The organism is Bradyrhizobium sp. 41S5 (assembly GCF_011516665.3).
Classification (GTDB): domain Bacteria; phylum Pseudomonadota; class Alphaproteobacteria; order Rhizobiales; family Xanthobacteraceae; genus Bradyrhizobium; species Bradyrhizobium quebecense.
The window spans coordinates 8,407,380-8,429,486 of sequence record NZ_CP083721.1 but is presented as its reverse complement, the minus strand read 5'-3'; the positions used below and the strand labels follow the sequence as shown (position 1 = coordinate 8,429,486).

Sequence of the window (22,107 nt, the reverse complement as noted above, 5' to 3'; positions counted from 1 at the left end):
TCGACGTTAGGTCCGGCAGCGCTACCGACCTTGGTAGGATTGATCGATACGGCATCAATACTGGCATTTCAAAAGCTTCATGCCGTTGCCGCATCGCACAACAGGTAGTTTCCGAAATTTATTCCTTTCGAGCAATTCCAAATTGGATTGCCTCCAGCCGGGAACCGGATCATTGTTTCGGCAACTGTCGCTTACCCGGTGGGCGCCAGCCATGACCCAACAGTGAGTTGCCGCCGTAAGCGGCTTCCGACACCGGAAGGGGAGAGAGATGCCAAATCTCAATATCAACGGACGGAATATGTCCGTCGAGGCGGCCAATGACACGCCGCTGCTTTGGGTCATCCGCGAGCAATTGCAGATGACGGGCACCAAATTCGGTTGCGGCGCCGGTCTCTGTGGCGCCTGCACGGTTCACGTCAACGGCGAAGCGGTGCGGTCCTGCCAGACCTCGGTCGCCGACGCCGTCGGCAAGAAGATCACCACCATCGAAGGCCTCTCCGCTAAGGGCGAGCATCCCTTGCAGAAGGCCTGGGTCGCCGAGCAGGTGCCGCAATGCGGCTACTGCCAGTCCGGCCAGATCATGCAGGCGGCCGCGCTGCTGTCGAAGAACACCAATCCGACGAAGGAAGAAGTTGTCGCGCATATGGACGGCAATCTCTGCCGTTGCATGACCTATTCACGAATCCAGAAGGCGATCATGCGCGCTGCGTCCGACATGCGCACCGCATCGGCCACCGGATCCGAGCGGAGGGCCACATGAACAAGCACGTGAAAAACCTCGCTCCCGAGACGACCGATCTCAGCCGCCGTTCCTTCCTGGTCGGCACCGCTGCAACCGGTCTCGTGCTCGGCTACGCCGCGTCCGGCCTCGATGAGGCGCTTGCGGCGCCCGCACCCGCCAACTTCGAGCCGAGCGTCTGGTATTCGATCGCGCCCGATGGTCTCGTCACCGTGACCTGCGGCAAGGCCGACATGGGCCAGCACGTCGCCTCGACGATGGCGCAGATCGTGGCCGAAGAGCTCGGCGCGAACTGGAAGGACATGCGGGTCCAGCTCGCCTCCAACGATCCGAAGTTCAACGATCCCGTGCTGGGCGCGCAGATCACCGGCGGCAGCTGGTCGACGATGATGAACTTCGACGCCATGAGCCGCGCCGGCGCTGCCGGCCGCATCGCATTGACCGAGGCGGCGGCGGCCTCGATGGGCGTGCCGGCCAGCGAGCTGGTGGTGCGTGCGTCGACGATCAGCCATCCGAAGTCGAAGAAGTCGATGTCGTTTGCCGAGGTGGTGAAGAGCGGCAAGGCGACCAAGACCTTCACGGCGGATGATCTGAAGGCGATCAAGCTGAAGTCTGCCGACCAGTACACCATGATCGGCGTCTCGGTGCCGCAGCTCGACATTCCGTTGAAGGTCAACGGCACGGCCAAGTACGGCATCGACGTGATGTTGCCGGGCATGGTCTACGGCGCGCTGGTCACCCCGCCGATCCGCTACGGCGCCACCGTGAAGTCGGTGGACGATAGCGCGGCCAAGAAGGTGCCGGGCTTCATCAAGGCCGTCACCCTCGACGACAAGACCACAACCACGACCGGCTGGGTCGTCGCGGTCGCCAACACCTATGCGCAGGCGAAGAAGGCCGCCGAGGCGCTGAAGGTCAGCTATGACGGTGGCCCGAACGCCAAACTGTCGAGCGAATCGCTGTTCGCCGAAGCCAAGCGGCTGCAGGGGCTCAGCGATTCCGGTGAGTTCTTCGTCAAGGACGGCGATCCGAACGCAGCCTTCGGCACGGCGGCCAAGGTGTTGGAGGCGGAGTACACCACCAACATCAATATCCACGCGCCGATGGAGCCGATGAACGCCACCGCGGAGTTCAAGGGCGACATCCTGCACATCTATTCCGGCAACCAGTTCGCGACGCGCTCCGGCGCGATCGCAGCCGGCGCCGCCGGGATCGATCCGAAGTTCGTGGTGATGCACCAGATGTGGCTGGGCGGCGGCTTCGGCCGGCGTCTCGACGCCGACATGATGGTGCCCGCGGTGCAGGCGGCCAAGGCCGTCGGCAAGCCGGTCAAGGTCATCTACACGCGCGAGAACGACATGACGATGGATTTCTCGCGTCCGCTGACCTACCAGAAGGTGAAGGCTGGCGTGGACGGCGACGGCAAGCTCGTCGCGTTGAGCCACGATGTCGTCTCGGCCTGGCCGACCCAGCGTTGGGGCATCCCCGATTTCCTGTCGCCCTCGGTCGACAAGAAGGGACCGCTCGATGCCTTCACGGTGAACGGTTCGGACTTCTTCTACACCGTCCCCAACCACTATGTGCGGGCGATCAAGAACGAGATGGCGCACAACGCCACCCCGTCGGGTCAGCTCCGTTCGGTGGCGCCGGGCTGGACGTTCTGGGCGGTCGAAAGCATGGTCGACGAGATCGCGCATGCGACCGGCAAGGATCCGGCCCTGCTTCGCGTCGAGCTGCTCGACGGCAAGGGCAAGAACGACGGCGGCGCACAGCGTCTCCGTAACACCTTGCTCGCGGCGATGGGTCTCGCCGGCTACGGCACCAAGAAGCTGCCCAAGGGCGAAGGCATGGGCGTTGCCTGCGTATCGTCGCAGGAGCGCGCCACGGCGAGTTGGACCGCCTGCGTCGCCCACGTGGCAGTCGCCCCCTCGGGCGAGGTGACGGTGAGGAAGCTGACGGTTGCGACCGACGTTGGTACGCAAGTGAATCCCGACGGCATCCGGGCCCAGGTCGAGGGCGCGGCGCTGTGGGGCATGTCACTGGCGCTGTTCGAGAAGGCGACGTTGAAGGACGGCGGCATCGAGCAGACCAATTTCGACACCTACACGCCGCTTCGGATGAGCCAGCTGCCGGAAGTCGCGGTCAACGTCATCGCCAATGGCGAGAAGGCGACCGGTGTCGGCGAGCCTGCGGTAACGGTGGTGGCGCCGGCGATCGGCAACGCCGTCTTCAACGCGGTCGGCGCTCGCGTCCGCGGCCTGCCGATCACCGCGGAGGCCGTCAAGGCTGCGATGAAGGCGTAACGCCTGAACCAATGAAGACGCCGGAGAGCTTACCGCTCCCCGGCGTTTTTCTTTGTTCCAAGCGTCGGCCGGTCGGTGGCGGCAGCGACGTCTTTGACACCGCGAAAATTCATGATTCGTCCGCGCTGCGGCCGCCCGCCATCATTTTCTGCCGATCTGATTCTGCTGGCGGATTCCGCGGTTCCTCAAATTGTATCCATTGCGCTTAACCGCCTTTCAGCATCCCCATTAAGCGGGAGGGAACGCATCGTCAGGTAGCGTCCCGGCGTCGGTCGTTACCGCGACGGGGATTCCATGACAGCCTTAGCCAACAACAAGACTTCGAAGCGCCGCCTGCTGCTGGCGTCAGATCGAAGCGATCAGAGCAACGAACTCGCCAGCATCCTGCGCTCGGTGGGCGAGGTCGATACCGTTCCGACCTCGGACATTCCCGAGCAGCCGGCCCGCGATCTCTCCGGCATTGTGGTCGACATCAACCTGCGCTCGCCCGAAGCTGTGCAAATGGTCCGCGCCAAGCTGCAGGCCGACGCCTATCGCGAGATGCCGCGGCTGTTCGTGCTGGCGGATGCGCTGCATCACGCCTCGATGCAGGCCTGGGCGCTCGGCGCCACCGACACGATCTCGCGGCCGTTCGACGCGCGCGGCATCCTGCAGCGTATCCGCGCCGCGTTTCCCGATAACAGCGGCTATGACGAGACCGACCGCGGCAAGGCGCTCAACCGCGGCGTCGAGGCCGCGCACGGCGTGATGGTCAAGATGTTCGAGCGGATGCGCGCCGGCGAGCCGCTGAAGTTCGAGGACATCGTCGCCGCCGAAAACAAGATCCTCAAGGCGATCAAGCACAACTCGCTGCGTGAATGGCTGACCACGGTCGGCTGCCATCACCAGGAGACCTACCGCCACTGTCTGTTCGTGACCGGCTTTGCGGTCGCGTTCGCGCAGCATCTCGGCATGCGCGACGACGACCAGCGCCGGCTCGCCCGCGCTGCGCTGCTGCACGATGTCGGCAAGGCCTTCGTTCCGGTCGCGCTGCTCGACAAGCCCGGCGCTTTCACGGTCGAGGAAATGGCCGAGATGCGCGAACATCCGCGCCGCGGCTACGAGGCGCTGTCGGCGCAGGGCGGCTTCCCGCCGGAAATGCTCGATGTGATCCTGCATCATCACGAATTCCTCGACGGCACCGGCTATCCGAACGGTCTCAGCGGCAACCAGATCAGCGACATCGTCCGCGTCACCACGATCGTCGATGTCTATGCCGCCTTGGTCGAGAAACGCGCCTACCGGCTGCAATTCACCCACGCCAAGGCGTTCTCCATGATGGAGGAGATGGGCGGCAAGCTCGACCAGCAATTGCTGCAGGCGTTCCGCCCGGTGGCGTTCGGGCATTATTGAGCCACTCGTCATTGCTCCGCCACGCCGCGCAATAGCGTGTGCGGCGCGGCGCTTAGCCAATCAACGCAAGTCGTTCTCCTTACCTCCGCCTAGATTTCGGCGATCATCGGCGCGACCGGTGCCTGGGCAGGTGAGGACGATCATGGACACGGCAACGACCGGCGATCTCGATATCCCCGCCAACATCGCGGAAACCCTCGTCGATCCCGTCGCCTATGCCAACGACCGCATCCACGACAGCTATCGCTGGCTGCGCGCCAACAACCCGCTCGGGATCGCGCGGCCCGAACGCTTCGATCCGTTCTGGGTGGTGACCAAGCACGCCCATATCCAGGCGATCAGCCGGCAGAACGAGCTGTTCCACAATGCCGACCGCCCGACCACGCTGACGACGCAGGCGCTCGAGGAGCGGGTGCGCAAGATCACCGGCGGGCCCAATCTGGTGCGCTCGCTGGTGCAGATGGATGCGCCCGACCATCCGAAATACCGCGCGCTGACCCAGGGCTGGTTCATGCCGGCCAATCTCGGCAAGTTCGAGGGCCGCGTCCGCGAGATCGCGCGCGCCACGGTGCAGCGCATGCTTGAGCGGGGCGGTGCCTGCGATTTCGTCGAGGACGTGGCGCTCGGCTATCCCCTGCACGTCATCATGGAGATCCTCGGCGTGCCCGAGGCGGACGAGCCGCGCATGCTCAAGCTGACGCAGGAGCTGTTCGGCCCGCAGGATCCCGACACCGCGCGGGTCCGCGAGGCGCTGAGCGCGGAACAGGTCTCGGCGATGTTGCAGGCGATCATCGCCGACTTCTCCGCGTACTTCCGGAAGATCGCCGAGGATCGCCGCCGGAACCCGCGCGACGATCTCGCCACCGTCATCGCCAATGCGAAGATCGGCGGCGACTACATGCCGGAGCACGATCAGACCAGCTACTACATGATCGTCGCGACCGCGGGCCACGACACCACCTCATCCTCGACCGCGGGCGCGATCTGGGCGCTGGCCAGGGACCCCGCGGAATTCGCCAAGGTGAAGGCCAACCCGGAATTGATCCCGGGCCTGGTCGACGAGGCGATCCGCTGGATGACGCCGGTCAAGCATTTCATGCGCTCGGCCACCGCGGATACCGAGCTCGGCGGCCGCAGAATCGCGAAAGGCGACTGGCTGATGCTGTGCTACGCCTCGGGCAATCGCGACGAGGAGGTGTTCGAGGACCCCGATCGCTTCCGCAGCGACCGTAAGCCCAATCGCCACGTCGCGTTCGGCTATGGCGCGCATCTCTGCCTCGGCCAGTATCTGGCCAAGCTTGAGATGCGCATCCTGTTCGAGGAACTGTTGCCGCACCTGAAATCGCTGTCGCTCGACGGCGAGGTGAAGATGACGCAGGCCTATTTTGTCAACGGCCCGAAGAAGCTGCCGATCCGGTTTGAGGTGAATTGAGACTTTGTCGTCATTGCGAGCCAACGGGTCGCGCGAACGCGCGCCCGATGACAGGATCCGCGAAGCAATCCACGGCGGCACGCACGCGGGACCATGGATTGCGTCGTCGCTTCGCTCCTCGCAATGACGAGGCGAGCCGCTACTCCAGCATCTTCCTCAACTCCGCCTTCGCAACCTTCTCCAGCGTCGAGCGCGGCATCTCGTCGACGAAGCGGATTTCGCGCGGTACCTTGAAGTCGGCGAGCGCGGAGCGGCATGCGGTCATGACCTTGTCGTGCAGATCGGTGGGCAGTGCCGCGATGCCAGCCTGCGGGATGATGAAGACGACCGGCACCTCGTCCAGCATCGGATGCTTCTTCGCCACGACGGCGGCCTCGCGCACGCCCGGCACCACGGCGATCACCTGCTCGATCTCGGAGGCCGCGACATTCTCGCCGCCGACCTTGAGCATGTCCTTGGAGCGATCGCCGAACCTGATATAGCCGCGCTCCAGCATCGTGACGCGGTCGCCGGTGATGAAATAGCCGTGCTCGTCAAAGCTCTCGCGCGTCGCCTTCTCGTTATGCAGATATTCGGCGAACAGCGACAGGCCGGGAATGCCCTTGATCAGGAGATTGCCGGTCTCGCCGACGCCGGTCGGCGTACCATCATCGTTGGTGATGCGGATTTCATACTCGGGCGCGGCGCGGCCGATCGACATCGGCGGGTTCGGCTGGTCGACCTCGCCGATGATGCCGTGGGTGATGGTCTCGGTCATGCCCCACCAGCCGATGATCTTGATGCCGAACACGGCGAATGCCGGCGGCTCGCTCACGGCGGTGCCCCAGAGCCTGAACGTGTGGTTCTTCGGAACCTCGTGCTCCAGCAGCGCCTTCATACAGAACGGGATCGTCGAGGTCCAGGTCGAGCCGTGCTCGAGCGCCACCGGCCAGAACCGGCTCGCCGAGAAGCGCGGCTGGATCACGCAGGTCGCGCCGACCCACAGGCTCGCCAGCATCGAATAGGCCAGCGCGTTGGTGTGGAACAGCGGCAGATAGGTCTGGTGCACGTCCGTCGCGTGCAGGTCCTGATGGGCGGCGTTGATCTTGGCGCCCCACAGCGCGTTGGCATGCGTCCATAGCACCGCCTTCGGCCGCGATGTGGTCCCTGAGGTATATTGCACGCTGCACGGTGCGAGCGGATCGATCGGGCGCTTCGGCCGGTCGGCGCTGTCGGCGAACAGCGCGTCAAAACCGTCGCCGCGCGCGGGCCCCTGTGCCGGCGCCTGGCCCGCATCATGCGAGGTTACTGCGATCCAGCGCAGCCCCTTGCAGTTGGCTGATATCAGTTCGGCATAGGCCGGCTGGGTGATCGCGACGACCGCGCCGCAATGACCGGCAAAATAGTCGATCTCGGCCGCAGCCGAGCGGGTGTTGGTGGTGACCGCTATGGCGCCAAGCTCGACACAGGCGAACCACGACATGATCGCCTCGACGCAGTTGTCGAGATGGATCAGGACATGGTCGCCCTGCTTGATGCCGCGCCTGGCGAGGCCCGCCGCGAGCGCGCCGACGCGCTCATGGAATTCGCCGTAGCTCCAGCGCCGCGCCGGCGCATCGAACGGCGCCCAGATCAGGAATGGATGATCGCGGCGCACCTCGGCCCGCATCCTGAGCAGCCATGGCACATCGAGCCCCGCAAACGGTCCGACGATGCCCGGCACTGGCTGTGAAGTCGTCATATGTCCTCCCGCGCAGCCTTGCCGGCCGCCATTGCTCTTGGTTGGGACCAGTTCTGCCACCGGCGTGCGCCGAGAGCAAATCGGGATTTGCAAAGTCATTTTGCGCTGACGCGACGAAGCAATTCCGTTCCGCCGCACGGAACGGATGGATCTATTCGCGCTGCCTGTCGTCGGGCGCGCATTCGCGCGAATAGTTCGCTCGCAATGACGAACGATAGCTAGCCTGGATCCCTCTCATACGACGAGATCTCGATCAGGCTGCCATCGGGGTCGCGGCAATAGACCGAGCGCAGCGTGCCGCGCGCGCCCTGCTTGGCCACCGGGCCTTCCTCGATCTTGACGCCATGAGCCTTCAGATGCGCGACCACCGCCTCAGGCGTGCTCGAGGTGAGAAAGCAGAGATCGTCGCTGCCGGCCGCTTCATGATCGGCAGTGAACCACTCCACCTTGTCGGCGTCGCGCGGCCGCACATTGATCTTCTGGTTGCCGAACACCAGCGAGGTGCGCGGTGTCTTGCCCTTGCCGGGGTCGAACACCTTCACCTCCATGCCGAGGATCCTGCTGTACCAGGCAACCGAGCGCACCACATCGGTGACGTTGATCACGAGATGGTCGAGCCCATTCACCTTGACGGACATGATCGATCCTCTTCGGTCCAGAGTCTTAAACAAGAATTCAACGCTTCAGGTCTGATGCAGAGCCGAAGCTTAGCCTTTTGTCGCGGTCGGTGTCGCACGTGTCGCACTGGCCGCTTCAGACATTGTTTGTTAAAACCGCGCCGCACGCAACGCAACAGAAACGGGCAGGGGTCAAACCCTGCGGGATTGGGAGAGACTTCATGATTTCACGCCGCGCCGCGCTGGGCCTGATCGGGTCGGGGATTTCGACATTCGCGATCGGCCGCGCGTCGGCTGCCGACTATCCGGCGCGACCGGTGCGCTGGATCGTGGGGTATCCGCCGGGCGGCGCCACCGACATCATCGCGCGCCTGATCGGGCAGCGGCTGTCGGAGAAGCTCGGCCAGCAATTCGTGATCGAGAACAAGCCGGGCGCCGGCAACAATATCGGCACCGAAGCTGCGATCAACGCCGAGCCGGACGGCTACACCGTGCTGCTGGTCAATCCGGCGAACTACATCAACGCCTCGCTCTACGCCAATCTGAAGTTCAATTTCGTGCGCGATGTCGCGCCGGTGGCTTCCTTCAACCGCGTGCCGAACGTGATGACCGTCAACAAGGACGTGCCGGCGAAGAACGTCGCCGAGTTCATCGAGTATGTGAAGGCCAATCCCGGCAAGGTGAACATGGCCTCTTCCGGCAACGGCACCTCGGTGCACCTCTCCGGCGAGATGTTCATGTCGATGACCGGCTGCAAGATGCAGCACGTGCCGTATCGCGGCGCCGCGCCTGCGATCACCGACATGCTCGGCGGCCAGGTGCAGGTGATCTTCGACAACATGCCTTCGATCATCCAGCACATCCGCTCCGGTTCGCTGCGCGCGCTCGGCGTGACCACGACGGAGCGCTCCTCGCAATTGCCGGACGTGCCGGCGATCGCCGAGACCGTGAAGGGCTATGAGGCGAGCGCGCTGTTCGGCATGGGCGCGCCGAAGAACACGCCGAAGGAACTGATCGCCAAGCTCAACACCGAGATAAATGCCGTTCTCGCCGAACCCGATATGAGGAAGCGCCTGGTCGAGCTCGGCGGCGACTCCCTGATCCAGGCGCCGGACGCCTTCGGCAACGACATCAAGGCCGAGACCGACAAGTGGAAGAAGGTGGTCGAGTTCGCCGGCCTCAAGGTCGAGTAGTCGTACGCTGAACGGGCGGGACGAGTCCGGCCGCCAGCGCGGACTCGTCCTGCACCCCGGCCGCAAAAGTTGACCGGTCCTGATGCGGAATAAAGTGGCCTTCAGGTACCATACCGGTTATGCCGCGCTTGATTGACTGCGGCTCTTCAGGACCGGAACGGGTGGGATCATGCGCACATCGCGATTGGCAGTGCTGATGTTGGGAACGATAACGCTGGCCGCTGTGGCCGGCATCGATCGCGCGTCCGCCGATCCTTATGATTATCCGTGGTGCGCACAGGGCCCGAGCCTCGGCTATCCCGGCGAATGCGCCTATCAGACCTACGATCAGTGCCTTGCGAGCGTGTCCGGGCGCTTTCTTGCTTGCGGAGAAAATCCGCGCTTCCTGTTTCGCGAGCAGCTCCAGCCGGAGCAGCCTCGGCCCTACCGTCATAGGCATCGGCACCATCGGCAGTAGCCGCCGGCCAGGAGGGCGTTTCTGCTCTCGCCCCCGATCGTCCCAATCATCTGGCGTCGTGGTGTCCCGTCATTGACGTGATCGTGAAGCCGGGCGCTTGACGTCCCGCCGATTGCGCCTATACTAAACCTTATGGTTAAGTATCAGGACGAGACGCTGGACCGCACCTTTTCGGCGCTTTCCGACCCCACCCGCCGCGCGATTCTGGCGCGGCTCGGCGAGCAGGAAAGCCTGTCGGTGAGCGAGCTGGCGCAGCCATTCGCGATGTCGTTGCCGGCGATCATGAAGCATCTCGACGTGCTTACGGATGCCGGCCTGGTCGCGCGCGAAAAGACCGGCCGCACGGTGGCGTGCCGGCTCACCGCGAGACCGATGGAGCAGGCAATGAACTGGCTCAATCGCTATGCGCAATTCTGGTCCGACAATCTCGACCGCCTTGCCGCTTTTGTGGAGGAAGACCCATGGCAGTTAAATCGGCAATTGAATCCGCAGCCGACGCCGGCCTTGCCGCGCGCCCAAGCCTTACCCTCACGCGGCGCCTCCGCGCCCGGCCGGAAAAAGTCTACGCCGCGTGGACCGAGCCTGAAAACCTAGTGCAGTGGTTCGGCCCGGGCCAAGTCAAGCCCGGCACGACGCAGGCCGAGCTCGATGTCCGTGTCGGCGGCCGCTATCGGATCAAGTTCACCGGCACCAACGGCGAATATCACGAGGTCGGCGGCGTCTATCGTGAGGTGGTGCCGAACGAGAGACTGGTGTTCAGCTGGGCCTGGCATTCGACGCCGGAACGCGAGTCCGAGGTGACCGTGTCGATCAAGCCCGACGCCGGCGGCACGTTGCTCACCTTCCATCACGCGCAGTTCGTCGACGAGACCGCGCGCGACAACCACCAGCGCGGCTGGACCGAATTCCTCGGCAATCTGGCACAATACGTCGACGCCTGAACCGCAAAGGAGCATCTCATGCAACAGCACAAGATCGTCTCGCGCGAAGAATGGATTGCAGCCCGCAAGGCATTGATGGCCGGCGAGAAGGAACTCACCCAGGCCCGCGAAGCGCTGAGCCGGCAGCGCCGCGAACTGCCGTGGGTGAAAGTCGACCAGGACTATGTGTTCGACGGACCTGACGGCAAGGTGACGCTCGGCGATCTCTTCAAGGGCAGGCCGCAGCTCGTGGTGCAGCACGTGATGTTCGCGCCCGAGTGGGACGCAGCCTGCAAGAGCTGCTCGTTCTGGGTCGACGGCTTCGAACGCATGGTTCCGCATCTCGCCGCGCGCGACACCACGATGATCGCGGTCTCGCGGGCGCCGCTGGCCAAGCTCGAGGCCTTCAGGCAGCGGATGGGCTGGACCTTCGACTGGGTGTCGTCGGGCGCCAATGACTTCAATTACGATTACGGTGTGTCGTTCACTCAAGGGCAGATCGATGCGGGGGACGCGAAATACAACTACGGAACCACCCCGCTCTATGGTCCCGAGCTGCCTGGCATCAGCGTGTTCTTCCGCGACGACAAGGGGATCGTGTTCCACACTTACTCGACCTTCGCGCGCGGCCTCGACATGATGAATGCGGCCTATCACTATCTCGACCTGACGCCGCTCGGCCGTCACGAGGAGGGGTTGCCCTATCCGATGGATTGGGTGCGGCTACGTGACCAGTACCAACCGGCGCCAGTTCAGGCATCTTGCTGTCACTCCTGATCGTCATTGCGAGCGAAGCGAAGCAATCCATCGCGCCGCAAGCGTCGAGATGGATTGCTTCGTCGCTTTGCTCCTCGCAATGACGGCGGACCAAACAACAGGAAACGCCAATGTCCTACGTCGATGGTTTCGTCGTCGCCGTGCCGAAGAAGAAACTCAAGGCCTATGCGCAGCTCTCCAGGAAGGCCGGCAAGGTCTGGCGCGACCATGGCGCGCTGGATTATCGCGAATGGGTTGCCGACGACGTCAAGCCGGGCAAGCTGACCTCGTTTCCGCAGAGCGTGAAACTGAAGGCCGGCGAAACCGTCGTGTTCGCCTGGATCACCTACAAGTCGCGCGCTCAGCGCGACAGGATCAACGCCAAGGTGATGGCCGATCCTCGGCTGGCGTCGTCGATGGATCCGAAGGCGGCGCCGTTCGACGTCAAGCGGATGATCTATGGCGGCTTTGCGAGTCTGGTGAAGGCCTGAGGCGGCACGGTTTCGCCGCAATCCGTGCAGTAACCGGCTGTTAAACATCACGACCGGCAAGCGGCGCGGTGCCGCTTGCGTTTACTTGGTGAGCCCGTATACTTTGCATTACAAAGTGCGGGCGAATCATGCGCGACCTCGACAAGGCGTTGGCCGATATTCTCGCGATCCGCAGCCAGATTGCGGCCGGAACCGCGTTCCGCGGCTACGGTCCGGCGACGGTCGCCGCCACCAGCGGCATCGCGCTGGTCACGGCGCTTGCGCAATATCTCTGGCTCGATGATCCGACTCATCATCCGATCGTGTTCCTCGCGGGCTGGGCCGCAGCCGCGTTGCTCTCTGCGGTCTTGATCTGGATCGAGATGCAGGCCCGCTCGCGGCGGCATCATTCAGGCCTAGCGGATGCGATGGTTCAGCAGGCAATCGAGCAGTTCGTTCCCGCTGTGATCGCCGGCGTGCTGCTCGCGATCCTGCAATGGAAATTCGCGCCCGAGACACTGTGGATGCTGCCCGGCCTGTGGCAGGTGCTGGTCAGCCTCGGCGTGTTCGCCTCGGTCCGGCTGCTGCCGCGCACGATCGCACTCGGCGGCGCCTGGTATTTCCTGTCGGGCTTCACGGTGCTGCTGATCGCAAGCCAGAGCCACGCACTGTCGCCCTGGACCATGGGCCTGCCATTCGCGATCGGCCAGTTGCTGCTCGCAGCACTGTTGTATTTCGCTTCCGGAGGCAATGATGCCGAAGACTGACATGACCACCGCGCCATTCGCCTATGATGGCCTCGACCGAGTCATCCACGAGAAGGCGCGGCTCGGCCTTTTGACCTCGCTGATGGCGCATCCGAAGGGCCTCGCCTTCGCCGATCTCAAGCAGCTCTGTGGCCTGACCGACGGCAATCTCAGCCGGCATCTGCAGGTGCTGCAGGAGGCCGGCCTCGTCGACGTCATCAAGGGCTATGAAGGCAATCGCCCGCACACCACCTGCCGTTTGACCAAGAGCGGCCGCCGCCGCTTCCTCGATTATCTCGCCGTGCTCGAGCAACTGGTGCGCGACGCGGCCAGCGCCGCCGGCAAAGACGAAGGCAGGTCTGGCCGCCTTGGTATCCAGCCGATTTGATCATCCCATTTTTGTCCGGAGACTTTGTGATGCAAAGTAACGTCGCGCTCAAGCCGGAGGTAGCCGGACGGCTCCACGTCGGCATCATCATGGACGGCAACGGCCGCTGGGCGACACGGCGCGGCCTGTCGCGCCTGCGCGGACATGAGGCGGGCGTCGAGGCGATCCGCCGCATCGTCGAGGCCGCACCGGACCAGGGCGTCGGCACGCTGACGCTCTACGCGTTCTCAAGCGACAATTGGCGCCGTCCGAAGGCCGAAGTCACGGCGCTGATGGGGCTGCTCCGGTTCTATCTCGCCAACGAGATCGCAGCCCTCGTGCGCAACGGCGTTCGTCTCACCGTGATCGGCCGCCGCGACCGGCTGCCCGACGGCATCGCCGCGGCGATCACGCGCGCCGAGGCCGCGACCGTCGACGGCACCACGCTGCATCTGCGCATCGCAGTCGACTATTCGGCCCGCGACGCTATCCTGAACGCCGCCGTGCGCGTGGCCGGTGCGGGCCCGCTGAGCCGTGAGGCCTTTGCCGATCTCATCACCGGCGAAGCCGGTCTGCGCGACGTCGACCTGATCATCCGCACCTCGGGCGAGAAGCGGCTGTCGGACTTCCTGCTCTGGGAAGGCGCCTATGCCGAGCTGCACTTCACCGAGCGAATGTGGCCCGAATTCGATGCCGACGATCTCGCCGACGCGCTCTCTTCGTTCCATCGCCGCGAGCGCCGCTTCGGCGGGCTGACCGCGATCGCAGCGGCGGAGATGCCGAACCTCTAGCGCGTGAAGTCGCGCCAACTGCTTTCTTCTTGAAGCCCGGCCGGGGGGTTGGGCTCTCTTACACAAGATGCGGGGACGAACGATCACGCCAACCAAAGCGGGAGCGATCATCCATGCGCATTCTTCTCATCAACGTGCCGCATCCGGCGATCGGCAGCCGGATTCCCGACGATCATTTGCCGCCGCGCGGGCTGCTGTCGATCGGCGGTCCCCTGATCAACGACGGACATGAAGTCCGTCCTCTCGATGCCGAGTTCGGGCCGATGCCGCTGACTGCCATCGCCCCAGGATATGGAAGAGGAGCCGATGTCGTCGCAGCGGCCCGAGCGCCGCGTCGGCACGTCACACGCAGCGTAAATCGATACCGTCATGCCGTCTCTGGATAACTGGCGCTGATGACTGGACGCCTGAGTCATCAGCGCGATAATTTCCGGATCGGCTGCGCAGAACAAAAAGAACCGTGGCGGTCGAGGCGTCGAGTTGAGCATACAGGTTGCGATCTTAAAAATATTGGCCAGTCACGTCAGCGGCAGAGCCACGCTCGATTCACTCAAGCATGACCTCGCTATTCTCTCGTCGAGCGGCGACGATTGGCATGCGCGGATCAAGCGCCTCGCATCGCGGGTTCCCGAACTCGACATCTTTAGCAATGGCTACGTGCTGCGTGACGCCGAAGGCTGGGAGATCACAGCGGCCGGTCGTGAGTGCCTGCGCGCGCTGGAAGCCGTCACCCAAGACAATCTGCCGCCTGCGCCATTGGCCGAGGCCGCGATCCGCGAAGAAGGCAGGTTGATCGTGGTCGGTCACCGCTTCAGGAACAGGGCACGGCCACAGCGTAACCCGGAGCCGAGCGCATCGGTGCGCCGCCGGCCGTTCCGCGAGCCGCGTTGAACCTCATGGGTCTGCGCGCGACCTACCTTCGGGACGTGGCTCTGGAGGTCGCAAATGACTGCTTTGGCTCAATCGATCGCACGCGTGTTTCCGGCCAATTCGCTTCGGAGCAGCATCGCCCGGCATGTCCTGCTGTTCGGCTTCGCGGTCCTGTTCGTCGCGGTGCTCAGGGCGAGCTATGGCCTCGATCTCAGTGCGGGCTTCTTCTGATTTTTCCAGCGGCACGTCATATTGGGTTAACCGGACCGGGATAGCTAAGCGCACGCTTTCCTTGCATCTCGAACCCGGGTCGATCTTCCATGGACAAGCCGATGCGCTGCCGGTGCGGCAGGACGCGCACCATTGTGCTCGACAAGCATTTCCGGACCGCGCTGGTTTGCCCCAAATGCGATGAGAGCGAGCTGGCCGGGCCGGCCAAGCCGGAGGAAGAGGCATTGACCGCACGATAGCGCGGTCGTTTTCGGCGCCGAAACACGCTAGGTTCCGTCTGACGAAACGGTCCAAAGCGAAACCCGATGCCGCATCCTTCCGATCCTACCGCCGTAACTCCTGCTGACGTCACCCTTGCCGACGTGCGCCGTGCCGCCGACGTGATCCGGGATTCGGTCATGGTCACGGCGTGCAACGAGAGCCGTACGCTGGGCGAGATCTGCGGCTGCCGCCTGTTCCTCAAATTCGAGAACCTGCAGTTCACCTCGACCTTCAAGGAGCGCGGTGCGCTGAACCGGCTGCAGGCGCTGTCCCCCGAAGAGCGCAAGCGCGGGGTGATCGCGATGTCGGCCGGCAATCACGCCCAGGGCGTCGCCTATCACGCCAAGCGGCTCGGCATCCCCGCCACCATCGTGATGCCGACAGGCACGCCGATGGTGAAGATCGAGAACACCAGGCGGCACGGCGCCGAGGTCATCATCACCGGGCAGACGCTGGAGGAATGCTTCGCGTTCGTCAGCGCGCATGCCGCAGAGCGCGGCCTGATCCTGATCCATCCCTATGACGATCCGCTGATCATTGCCGGACAGGGCACGATCGGGCTCGAGATGCTCGAGGCGGTCCCGGAGCTCGATATCCTGGTGGTGCCGATCGGCGGCGGCGGGCTGATCTCGGGCATCGCCACGGCGGCGAAGGCGATCAAGCCGTCGGTGCAAATCGTCGGCGTGCAGGCCCAGCTCTATCCGTCGATGTACAATGCCGTCAAAGGCGAGCACCTGCCGATGCGCGGCGACACGCTTGCCGAGGGCATCGCGGTCAAGGCGCCCGGGCAAATCACCACCAGGATCGTCCGCGATCTCGTCGACGACATCGTGCTGGTCAGCGAGGATCAGATCGAGCGTGCGGTTGCGACCCTGATCTCGATCGAGAAGACGGTGGTCGAGGGCGCCGGCGCCGCGGGCCTCGCGGCGGTGCTCGCGGCACCCGGCCGCTTTGCCGGCCGCAATGTCGGCCTCGTGCTCACCGGCGGCAATATCGACACCCGGCTGATCGCTTCGGTCCTGACCCGCGAGCTGGCGCGCGAGGGGCGGCTGACGCAACTGGCGCTCGACATCGTCGATCGGCCCGGCCAGCTGGCGGCGGTGTCGATCCTGCTTGCGGACGCCGGCGCCAACATTATCGAGGTCTCGCATCAGCGCACCTTCTCCGACCTGCCGGCCAAGGCGACGCTGCTCGAACTCGTGATCGAAACCCGTGACCGCGCCCATCTGGAAGAGGTATTGACGAGGCTCGGCGCCGAAGGATTCGCGGTGCGGGAGAGCTAGCGACGCTGCTCCTATCCGCGAGTCAAAGCACCTAACCCGTCATCCTGAGGTGCGAGCGGAGGGAGCCTCGAAGGATGCACGGCCCGGCTTGGTGGACGATTCATCCTTCGATGCTCGCTGAAGTGGCTCGCACCTCAGGATGACGGGTCCTTCGCCGCCAGCTCGGCGAGCTTCGCGATCGTGTTGAGGTTGCGCGCGGTGCCGTTGGCGGCGGCGGGGATCTTCAGCTTCGAGCGGCCCATGCCGCTGCCATAGGCGACATAAATCTCGCGCTTGCCGAGGCGCATTTGCTCGTCCTGATGGCCCTTGATGTCCTTCAAGGCATCCTTGGGCGGCGGCTCGTCGAGGAAGATCGCGACCGTCGTGTTCGGTGGCGCTTTCGGAAACGGATTGGCTTTCAGCACCGCGGCGATCTCGTCCGCGCTCCGCACTGCGACGCCAACCGGCTTGCCGGCATAGGCGTGCAGGCGCTTCTCCAGCGCGGCCTTGACCTTAGGCGCGCCGAGTTTCGAGGAGAACACGACATTGCCGCTGGCGATGTAAGTCTGCACGTCGGTAAATCCCTCGTCGACGCACATCGCCATCAACTCGGTCATCGGCAGCTTGCCGGTGCCGCCGACGTTGACCGCGCGCAACAAGGCGACATAACGCGGCATCACGATCTCACGTCAGCAGCAGCGCCATGCCCGGATCGCCCTTCTGCATCGCGCGCTGATAGGCCGGGCGTGCGGCGATGCGGCCGAGATAATTCCTGATGTTGGGGCAGCGGCCGAGGTCGTAGGGCAGGAAATAGCGCATCGTCGTCAGCGAAAAGCCGATCATGATATCGGCCGTCGTGAACGCCTCGCCCGCGAGATATTCGGCGTCGCGCACCCGAGCCTCGATCAGATCGAACGACCGGTCGACCCGCGCTTTGGTCGCAACCAGCATCGGATCGTCGGCCGCGAGGTTGAGCCGGTTCAGGATCATGCTGCGGCCCATCTGCGCCTGCAGCGTGCCGTTGGCGAAGTGAAACCAGTACAGGAACTGCGCGAAGTCGGGATGGTCCGATGTCAGCGTCAGCCGTCCATTGCCGTATCTTGCGACGATATACTCGACGACCGCGCCGGATTCGGCCAGCACCAGGGCGCCGTCGGTGATGACGGGCGCGGCGCCGATCGGGTGCAGCGCCTTGTAGTCGGCCGGCGCCAGCATCGTGACGGGATCGCGCGTGGTGTGCTTCAGCTCGTAGGGGATCGCAAGCTCCTCGCACAGCCAGACGATCCGTTCCGATTGCGACTTGCCGAGATGGTGAACGGTGAGCATGCGCGCTCCTTAACTAGGCGTCCGCTTTCTTCTTCGCAGGCTTGCTGGCCGGCGGCGGCTCTTCCATCGCCTTCTTCATGGCGCGGGCATAGGCGTCGGCGGCGTTTTCCGCGGAATTCTGCAACCGCTTGGCGGTAGCGGTCGCGTTCTGGATCGTGCTCTTGGCCAGGAAGCGGAAGCGCGCCTTGGTCTCCTTGTCCTTGGCCTTGGCGGCGCGCGCGACCCAGACGGCCTGGCGCTTCTTGGCAGCCGCCATCACGGCCTTGGTCTGCGCTCTTGCGGTTTGCCGGATGACGGCGTCGAGGTCGGCTTCGGCCATTCAGATACACTCATTGACTGGGCGTGCGCCGGGGTGGGCGCACGGTGGGAGGAGGGGAGGTATCACTAGCGCAACCCGCGCCGTTTGAACATGCGATCCTTTGCGATGCCCCGAGGGGCGTGGCCCGGTGGATGGTTGCACGCTCTATCGGGCGTGCGGTTCGGCATGATATAGCGGCGCGGCCCGGCCGGGGGCCGTGCTATCCAATCGAGGTTTCGATGCTAGCAATCAGCCGACGGAGCCTGCTTGGTGGCCTTGCGCTGCTGGCGGCATCACCACCTTCGCTTGCGGCGGTAACCGCCGAGACGCTGACTGTCGATGCCGGCCAAGGCCCTGTCACGCTCAACCGCTTTGCCTCCGGGCGCACCGGCAAGCGGCCGGCCGTGCTGGTCCTGCACGGCTCGCGCGGATTCGATCTCAGGCCGCAGGCCTATGAGCGTTATGCCAAAGCGCTGACGGCAGACGGCATCGACGCTTATTTCGTTCGATACTACACCTCAGCCGACGAGCAGGCATTCAGGACACTGACCACGCGCGAAACCCGCGAGGCCTACGAGACCGGGCGCTTCGATGCCTGGGCAGCGCGCGTCTCGTCGGTGCCGTCAGCGGTGCTGTCGGGCTCGGACAGTTCCGGCCGGATCGGACTGCTCGGCTTTTCGCTTGGCGGCTACGTTGCCGCGGCCGCGGCGGCCCGTGACGAGCGGGTGTCCGCGTTGGCCGTGCTGTACGGCGGCATGCCCGACAAGATCGCGCCTCAGGTCAAGCGTCTGCCGCCGATGATCGAGTTGCACGGCGAGGCCGACCGCAACGTGCCGCTTGCCAGCGGTGAGGCGCTGGTCCGGCTCGGCAAGTCGGTCGGCGCCGCGGCGGAGATCGTCCGATATCCGGGCAGGGCGCACGGCTTCGACTTCGCGGACAATGATCCAATGACCGCCGATGCGGTTAACCGTGTTGCCGGTTTCTTCCAGGCCCGTCTGAACGCAGCTTGAGTCTCAGTCGGCAGACGAACCCGGCGGCACCTTGGCGCCCGCGAGCAGTCCGGCCAATTCCACCTGTCGGCCAAGCCCGGTCTTCGCCAGCACGGCCTTGAGCTGGTTGCGCACCGTTTCGCGGGAGATGCCGAATGCGACGGCGATGGCCTCGACGGTTCGTCCTTCGCCGATGCCGCGCGCGACGCGCGCCTCGGCCGGCGTCAGGTCGAACAGGCCTTGCAGCACTTCCGCGGTCGGCACCTCCGATGGCACCACCGGCGTCACGATCACGATCGCCAGCGCGCGGTCGAACAGATCGCGCGCGGCGCCCCGGATCGGGACAAGATGCACGATCAGCGGCGGCCGATCGTCTTGTGCCGCGATCGGCACCGAGCGGACCTCGACGCCGATGAGCCCCTGATCGAGCGCCGCCACTGCCTGCGCGAACAGCGCGTCGGCGGTAGCTGCCGCCAGCGTCAGGCGATCGGTGCGATCCTGCATCACGTCGGGCACCAGGCGGTCGAACGGCGTGTTGGCCGTCATCAGACGGCCGCCGCGCCACAGCACCGCCGCGGGCAGTCCAAGCATCGCCAGCGACTCGGTTGCCGCCCTGGCGCGCTCCATTCCAAGCCGCGCCGACAGCAGCGCCGCCCGCGCCAGATGCGGGCGCAGCGCGTCGAGTTGCTCGATCGCTTCCCGCTCGATCGGTCCGTGCTGGTATTCGCGCTCGACGCTATAGATCAGCACGTCGCCGCTCGGTACCGGGATCGCGGTGCCGGCGCCCCATCCGAGCCCGCGCGGACGGAAGAATTCGCGGATCTGGAAATCCTGCTGCACTTCCTCGGGCGTATCGAACACGTCGATGTCGCGCAGGAAGCCGGCATGGTTGGCCGCCAGCAGGCGCGGCAACCGCCCGTTGCGCTCGTGCCAGCCGCCTTCGACATAGGCAACCGTGTCGTCGTGCATGTCGGGGGATGCGACCCAGCGGACGTCGTGCGGGGCTGCCGTCAGCAGCACGATACCGCGCGCCCGCGCGATGCCGCCGACCTGATGCAGCACATTCGGCCAAAGCTCGGGGACGACCGCGGCCTCATAGGCCAGTTCAATCAGATGCTCGTGCAGGTCGTTCGCCATCGGCCCTTCCAGGAAATACTGCTGCCCAATAGATAAACCCATCGACCTCGAAAATATTGCGTAAAGCAATTCAGCCCGAGCCACGAGTCCGGGCTATCCCGGTGCGCGTCAGCCGCGCGTCACGGGGAATTACGGCGTCTCGCCGGGCTCGGTCGCGGTTTTCGCACGGGCGCGGAGGGCCTCGCCCGCAGAACACGCCGGTCTTGCCGAACATGCGCCGCATCGTGATGCAACCCGAAGCGGTCCAGCCCAGAGCGCTGAACGTGCAGATAGGCTTCCGAAGAAGCTCGATTTTGGCGACGCGCCGAAGGCCGCCGATGCCAAGCTCACCGAGGTCAGGCCCAAGACGTGAAGATCAAGAGCTGATGATCAAGACCGCCGATCATCGCCGCGTGTGGCGAAATTTAACTCGCGTGACAGTCAGAAATAGCTCCGAAGCGTTTCGAAACGCATTCGGCGTAAATTGCTTCGGCGCGTGGCCCGCAAGCGTCACACGTTTGCAACGCTGCTTGCGTTCTTTCGACCATGAACATCCTTTAATTTGTATCCGCGCGACTTGTCGCGCCTGCTAGGCGGCCATCTTGCGACATTCAGTCGAGCCATCGTCGGCTCGGGGGAGGGCCGATGATCAGCCGCAGGGCGCTTTCGGGATTGTTGATGACGCTGGTCGGGCCCTCGTCGGTCACCGGCAACACGCTGACGCTGAGTCATTGCCAGGGATCATGCGCGAATGTCGATCTGCCGGCGCTGGGCTACGATACGTTCTGCCAGTCGTTCTTCGATATCGCGACGCGAGGAAAGCTGCGCGCAGTCGCCACCGGCCCCGACATCCGAAGGGAGATGCGGTCGCTGTTTCGGGAGCGGCGGCTGTATCGACCGTCGCACGACGAGATCCGGATTCTCTGGCGCGGCACCGCGGATGGATTCTCGGTCGTGAAGGTCGAATTCGATCTGGAATGCGGCGTGCCGGTGCGCGGATGTCTCGGGATTCCCGACGGCGCGTTCAAGGGATTGATCCTGCTCGGCCACGGCATGGCGAGCACGCCGGAGCGGTGCTTCGATGATGCCGACAAGGACTACATGAACGCGCTCGGCAAGCAGCTCTGCCAGGACGGCTATGTCGTGTGGTGTCCCTACATCGTTCAGATCGGAAATCAGGAAAGCCAGAACAACATCGCCGCGATGCTGGCATCCCATGGCGTCTCCGCGCACAACGTATCGTGCGCGTCGATCGACGCCGGCGAAACCGTCTGCCGGAAGCTGACCGGAGCGTCCGGTCTGAATGTCGGCGTCTATGGGGTGTCCTCGGGCGCCTTTCTCGCGCTGCATCTGGAAGCGGCTACTGGGCGGATGCGGCCGACCGTCGCCTCCGGATATATGCGTGACGAGAAGAAGTTTCTGACGTCGTCCGCCATCAGCAAGAACCTCGGCATCGAACTTGCAGCCTACATTCATTTCGCCAACAGCCGCGCCAAGTACACCGGCGCGGAGCTGGCGTATCTGTTCTGTCCGTGTCCGCTGTTCGTCGAGATTGGCAGCCGCGATGCTGCAAACGCGATCGAGCTCGGGCGGGATGAGAAGTTCGCGGAAATGCAGGCCGTCTATACATCATCGGCCCATCCGCATCTGATCGATATGGACGTCTTCGACGGCGTGCACGAGGCGAGCGGCAAGCGCGCAAGGCCATGGCTGTACGGCCATCTGGCGTCGCCGACCTATCAAGAGACGTCGCGTTTGAAGAATGCGATCGCTTTGTGAGGGACGGCCGCCACCCTCGCGGCCATACGCCTCTGGGCCTGCTCCGCCTCGCAAGCACCCGCGCCTGACTTC

25 protein-coding genes and 1 pseudogene are annotated in these 22,107 nt (G+C 64.5%); 20 read left to right on the top strand and 6 right to left on the bottom strand.

What is annotated here, in order from left to right:
* The first annotated feature begins 268 nt into the window (after positions 1 to 268).
* The 4 genes from HAP47_RS40360 (at position 269) to HAP47_RS40345 (ending at position 5,866) form a co-directional block, all read left to right on the top strand.
* Positions 269 to 760: a (2Fe-2S)-binding protein gene (locus HAP47_RS40360; RefSeq protein ID WP_173639989.1), complete on the top strand. Its 492-nt coding sequence runs from the start codon at positions 269 to 271 to the stop codon at positions 758 to 760.
* Positions 757 to 3,042 carry a xanthine dehydrogenase family protein molybdopterin-binding subunit gene (locus tag HAP47_RS40355; protein ID WP_173639990.1) on the top strand — a complete coding sequence of 762 codons (2,286 nt, stop codon included), beginning with the start codon at positions 757 to 759 and terminating at the stop codon, positions 3,040 to 3,042. The genes HAP47_RS40360 and HAP47_RS40355 overlap by 4 nt, the downstream gene beginning before the upstream one ends.
* 294 nt (positions 3,043 to 3,336) lie before the next feature.
* The gene (locus HAP47_RS40350) at positions 3,337 to 4,434 is read left to right on the top strand and encodes an HD-GYP domain-containing protein (protein WP_173639991.1); all 1,098 of its coding nucleotides are present in this window, start codon (positions 3,337 to 3,339) and stop codon (positions 4,432 to 4,434) included.
* Positions 4,435 to 4,576: 142 nt separating this feature from the next.
* Positions 4,577 to 5,866 carry a cytochrome P450 gene (locus HAP47_RS40345; RefSeq protein WP_173639992.1) on the top strand — a complete coding sequence of 430 codons (1,290 nt, stop codon included), beginning with the start codon at positions 4,577 to 4,579 and terminating at the stop codon, positions 5,864 to 5,866.
* A 139-nt stretch (positions 5,867 to 6,005) separates the two neighbouring features.
* Here the strand turns inward: HAP47_RS40345 and HAP47_RS40340 are convergent, their stop codons facing one another.
* Both HAP47_RS40340 and HAP47_RS40335 read right to left on the bottom strand, forming a co-directional pair.
* Positions 6,006 to 7,586 (bottom strand): AMP-binding protein, encoded by a 1,581-nt coding sequence (locus tag HAP47_RS40340; protein ID WP_173639993.1) that lies wholly within the window; start codon positions 7,584 to 7,586, stop codon positions 6,006 to 6,008.
* A 218-nt stretch (positions 7,587 to 7,804) separates the two neighbouring features.
* Positions 7,805 to 8,224, bottom strand: a complete 420-nt coding sequence (locus tag HAP47_RS40335; RefSeq protein ID WP_173639994.1) for a VOC family protein — start codon at positions 8,222 to 8,224, stop codon at positions 7,805 to 7,807.
* Between the two features lie 200 nt (positions 8,225 to 8,424).
* Here HAP47_RS40335 and HAP47_RS40330 point away from each other — a divergent pair, with 200 nt between their 5' ends.
* The 14 genes and pseudogenes from HAP47_RS40330 (at position 8,425) to HAP47_RS40265 (ending at position 16,548) form a co-directional block, all read left to right on the top strand.
* Positions 8,425 to 9,396, top strand: a complete 972-nt coding sequence (locus tag HAP47_RS40330; protein ID WP_173639995.1) for a Bug family tripartite tricarboxylate transporter substrate binding protein — start codon at positions 8,425 to 8,427, stop codon at positions 9,394 to 9,396.
* 196 nt (positions 9,397 to 9,592) lie between these two features.
* Positions 9,593 to 9,853, top strand: a complete 261-nt coding sequence (locus HAP47_RS40325; RefSeq protein ID WP_231168693.1) for a DUF3551 domain-containing protein — start codon at positions 9,593 to 9,595, stop codon at positions 9,851 to 9,853.
* 132 nt (positions 9,854 to 9,985) lie between these two features.
* Positions 9,986 to 10,447 carry an ArsR/SmtB family transcription factor gene (locus tag HAP47_RS40320; protein WP_173639997.1) on the top strand — a complete coding sequence of 154 codons (462 nt, stop codon included), beginning with the start codon at positions 9,986 to 9,988 and terminating at the stop codon, positions 10,445 to 10,447.
* On the top strand, positions 10,333 to 10,794 hold the full coding sequence (locus tag HAP47_RS40315) for an SRPBCC family protein (RefSeq protein WP_173640730.1): 462 nt from the start codon (positions 10,333 to 10,335) through the stop codon (positions 10,792 to 10,794). Before HAP47_RS40320 ends, HAP47_RS40315 begins: the two co-directional genes overlap by 115 nt.
* Positions 10,795 to 10,812: 18 nt before the next feature.
* Positions 10,813 to 11,550: a DUF899 domain-containing protein gene (locus HAP47_RS40310; protein WP_173639998.1), complete on the top strand. Its 738-nt coding sequence runs from the start codon at positions 10,813 to 10,815 to the stop codon at positions 11,548 to 11,550.
* Positions 11,551 to 11,660: 110 nt separating this feature from the next.
* Positions 11,661 to 12,020, top strand: coding sequence for a DUF1428 domain-containing protein (locus tag HAP47_RS40305; protein ID WP_173639999.1), 360 nt, complete (start codon positions 11,661 to 11,663; stop codon positions 12,018 to 12,020).
* Positions 12,021 to 12,148: 128 nt separating this feature from the next.
* Positions 12,149 to 12,766, top strand: coding sequence for a hypothetical protein (locus HAP47_RS40300; protein WP_173640000.1), 618 nt, complete (start codon positions 12,149 to 12,151; stop codon positions 12,764 to 12,766).
* Positions 12,753 to 13,133, top strand: a complete 381-nt coding sequence (locus tag HAP47_RS40295) for a transcriptional regulator (RefSeq protein WP_173640001.1) — start codon at positions 12,753 to 12,755, stop codon at positions 13,131 to 13,133. Before HAP47_RS40300 ends, HAP47_RS40295 begins: the two co-directional genes overlap by 14 nt.
* A gap of 29 nt (positions 13,134 to 13,162) precedes the next feature.
* Positions 13,163 to 13,903 (top strand): di-trans,poly-cis-decaprenylcistransferase, encoded by a 741-nt coding sequence (locus tag HAP47_RS40290; RefSeq protein ID WP_173640002.1) that lies wholly within the window; start codon positions 13,163 to 13,165, stop codon positions 13,901 to 13,903.
* 113 nt (positions 13,904 to 14,016) lie between these two features.
* A pseudogene (locus HAP47_RS40285) lies at positions 14,017 to 14,184 on the top strand (magnesium-protoporphyrin IX monomethyl ester cyclase); the annotation flags it as partial.
* A 199-nt stretch (positions 14,185 to 14,383) separates the two neighbouring features.
* Entirely contained in the window at positions 14,384 to 14,794 is a 411-nt protein-coding gene (locus HAP47_RS40280; RefSeq protein ID WP_231168691.1) for an aminoacyl-tRNA deacylase, read from the top strand.
* Between the two features lie 54 nt (positions 14,795 to 14,848).
* Positions 14,849 to 15,004, top strand: coding sequence for a response regulator (locus HAP47_RS40275; protein ID WP_224943765.1), 156 nt, complete (start codon positions 14,849 to 14,851; stop codon positions 15,002 to 15,004).
* Between the two features lie 89 nt (positions 15,005 to 15,093).
* On the top strand, positions 15,094 to 15,243 hold the full coding sequence (locus tag HAP47_RS40270) for a hypothetical protein (RefSeq protein WP_176396248.1): 150 nt from the start codon (positions 15,094 to 15,096) through the stop codon (positions 15,241 to 15,243).
* A 66-nt stretch (positions 15,244 to 15,309) separates the two neighbouring features.
* The gene (locus HAP47_RS40265) at positions 15,310 to 16,548 is read left to right on the top strand and encodes a threonine ammonia-lyase (RefSeq protein WP_173640004.1); all 1,239 of its coding nucleotides are present in this window, start codon (positions 15,310 to 15,312) and stop codon (positions 16,546 to 16,548) included.
* Positions 16,549 to 16,682: 134 nt separating this feature from the next.
* Here the strand turns inward: HAP47_RS40265 and HAP47_RS40260 are convergent, their stop codons facing one another.
* Genes HAP47_RS40260 through HAP47_RS40250 form a run of 3 tightly spaced genes read right to left on the bottom strand, consistent with a single transcriptional unit; the run spans position 16,683 to position 18,172 of the window.
* Positions 16,683 to 17,204, bottom strand: a complete 522-nt coding sequence (locus tag HAP47_RS40260; protein WP_173640005.1) for a DUF1697 domain-containing protein — start codon at positions 17,202 to 17,204, stop codon at positions 16,683 to 16,685.
* A 7-nt stretch (positions 17,205 to 17,211) separates the two neighbouring features.
* Positions 17,212 to 17,853: a glutathione S-transferase family protein gene (locus tag HAP47_RS40255; RefSeq protein ID WP_173640006.1), complete on the bottom strand. Its 642-nt coding sequence runs from the start codon at positions 17,851 to 17,853 to the stop codon at positions 17,212 to 17,214.
* A gap of 13 nt (positions 17,854 to 17,866) precedes the next feature.
* Entirely contained in the window at positions 17,867 to 18,172 is a 306-nt protein-coding gene (locus tag HAP47_RS40250; RefSeq protein WP_173640007.1) for a hypothetical protein, read from the bottom strand.
* Positions 18,173 to 18,390: 218 nt separating this feature from the next.
* Here HAP47_RS40250 and HAP47_RS40245 point away from each other — a divergent pair, with 218 nt between their 5' ends.
* Entirely contained in the window at positions 18,391 to 19,161 is a 771-nt protein-coding gene (locus HAP47_RS40245; protein WP_173640008.1) for a dienelactone hydrolase family protein, read from the top strand.
* Between the two features lie 3 nt (positions 19,162 to 19,164).
* On the opposite strand, the gene HAP47_RS40240 is transcribed toward HAP47_RS40245, so the two are convergent.
* Complete coding sequence (locus HAP47_RS40240) at positions 19,165 to 20,319, bottom strand: helix-turn-helix transcriptional regulator (protein WP_231168689.1); 1,155 nt, start codon at positions 20,317 to 20,319, stop codon at positions 19,165 to 19,167.
* A gap of 582 nt (positions 20,320 to 20,901) precedes the next feature.
* On the opposite strand from HAP47_RS40240, the gene HAP47_RS40235 reads away from it, so the two are divergent.
* Positions 20,902 to 22,035 carry a hypothetical protein gene (locus HAP47_RS40235; protein ID WP_173640010.1) on the top strand — a complete coding sequence of 378 codons (1,134 nt, stop codon included), beginning with the start codon at positions 20,902 to 20,904 and terminating at the stop codon, positions 22,033 to 22,035.
* Positions 22,036 to 22,107: the final 72 nt, after the last annotated feature.

Bases quoted from the DNA above. Each gene is read 5' to 3' on its own strand.
- HAP47_RS40325 (WP_231168693.1), top strand. From the start codon at position 9,593: ATGTTGGGAACGATAACGCTGGCCGCTGTGGCCGGCATCGATCGCGCG.
- HAP47_RS40360 (WP_173639989.1), top strand. From the start codon at position 269: ATGCCAAATCTCAATATCAACGGACGGAATATGTCCGTCGAGGCGGCC.
- HAP47_RS40305 (WP_173639999.1), top strand. From the start codon at position 11,661: ATGTCCTACGTCGATGGTTTCGTCGTCGCCGTGCCGAAGAAGAAACTC.
- HAP47_RS40320 (WP_173639997.1), top strand. From the start codon at position 9,986: ATGGTTAAGTATCAGGACGAGACGCTGGACCGCACCTTTTCGGCGCTT.
- HAP47_RS40335 (WP_173639994.1), bottom strand. From the start codon at position 8,224: ATGTCCGTCAAGGTGAATGGGCTCGACCATCTCGTGATCAACGTCACC.
- HAP47_RS40250 (WP_173640007.1), bottom strand. From the start codon at position 18,172: ATGGCCGAAGCCGACCTCGACGCCGTCATCCGGCAAACCGCAAGAGCG.
- HAP47_RS40300 (WP_173640000.1), top strand. From the start codon at position 12,149: ATGCGCGACCTCGACAAGGCGTTGGCCGATATTCTCGCGATCCGCAGC.
- HAP47_RS40275 (WP_224943765.1), top strand. From the start codon at position 14,849: ATGACTGCTTTGGCTCAATCGATCGCACGCGTGTTTCCGGCCAATTCG.
- HAP47_RS40340 (WP_173639993.1), bottom strand. From the start codon at position 7,586: ATGACGACTTCACAGCCAGTGCCGGGCATCGTCGGACCGTTTGCGGGG.
- HAP47_RS40265 (WP_173640004.1), top strand. From the start codon at position 15,310: ATGCCGCATCCTTCCGATCCTACCGCCGTAACTCCTGCTGACGTCACC.
- HAP47_RS40255 (WP_173640006.1), bottom strand. From the start codon at position 17,853: ATGCTCACCGTTCACCATCTCGGCAAGTCGCAATCGGAACGGATCGTC.
- HAP47_RS40290 (WP_173640002.1), top strand. From the start codon at position 13,163: ATGCAAAGTAACGTCGCGCTCAAGCCGGAGGTAGCCGGACGGCTCCAC.
- HAP47_RS40245 (WP_173640008.1), top strand. From the start codon at position 18,391: ATGCTAGCAATCAGCCGACGGAGCCTGCTTGGTGGCCTTGCGCTGCTG.
- HAP47_RS40345 (WP_173639992.1), top strand. From the start codon at position 4,577: ATGGACACGGCAACGACCGGCGATCTCGATATCCCCGCCAACATCGCG.
- HAP47_RS40330 (WP_173639995.1), top strand. From the start codon at position 8,425: ATGATTTCACGCCGCGCCGCGCTGGGCCTGATCGGGTCGGGGATTTCG.
- HAP47_RS40355 (WP_173639990.1), top strand. From the start codon at position 757: ATGAACAAGCACGTGAAAAACCTCGCTCCCGAGACGACCGATCTCAGC.
- HAP47_RS40260 (WP_173640005.1), bottom strand. From the start codon at position 17,204: ATGCCGCGTTATGTCGCCTTGTTGCGCGCGGTCAACGTCGGCGGCACC.
- HAP47_RS40310 (WP_173639998.1), top strand. From the start codon at position 10,813: ATGCAACAGCACAAGATCGTCTCGCGCGAAGAATGGATTGCAGCCCGC.
- HAP47_RS40240 (WP_231168689.1), bottom strand. From the start codon at position 20,319: ATGGGTTTATCTATTGGGCAGCAGTATTTCCTGGAAGGGCCGATGGCG.
- HAP47_RS40235 (WP_173640010.1), top strand. From the start codon at position 20,902: ATGATCAGCCGCAGGGCGCTTTCGGGATTGTTGATGACGCTGGTCGGG.
- HAP47_RS40270 (WP_176396248.1), top strand. From the start codon at position 15,094: ATGGACAAGCCGATGCGCTGCCGGTGCGGCAGGACGCGCACCATTGTG.
- HAP47_RS40350 (WP_173639991.1), top strand. From the start codon at position 3,337: ATGACAGCCTTAGCCAACAACAAGACTTCGAAGCGCCGCCTGCTGCTG.
- HAP47_RS40295 (WP_173640001.1), top strand. From the start codon at position 12,753: ATGCCGAAGACTGACATGACCACCGCGCCATTCGCCTATGATGGCCTC.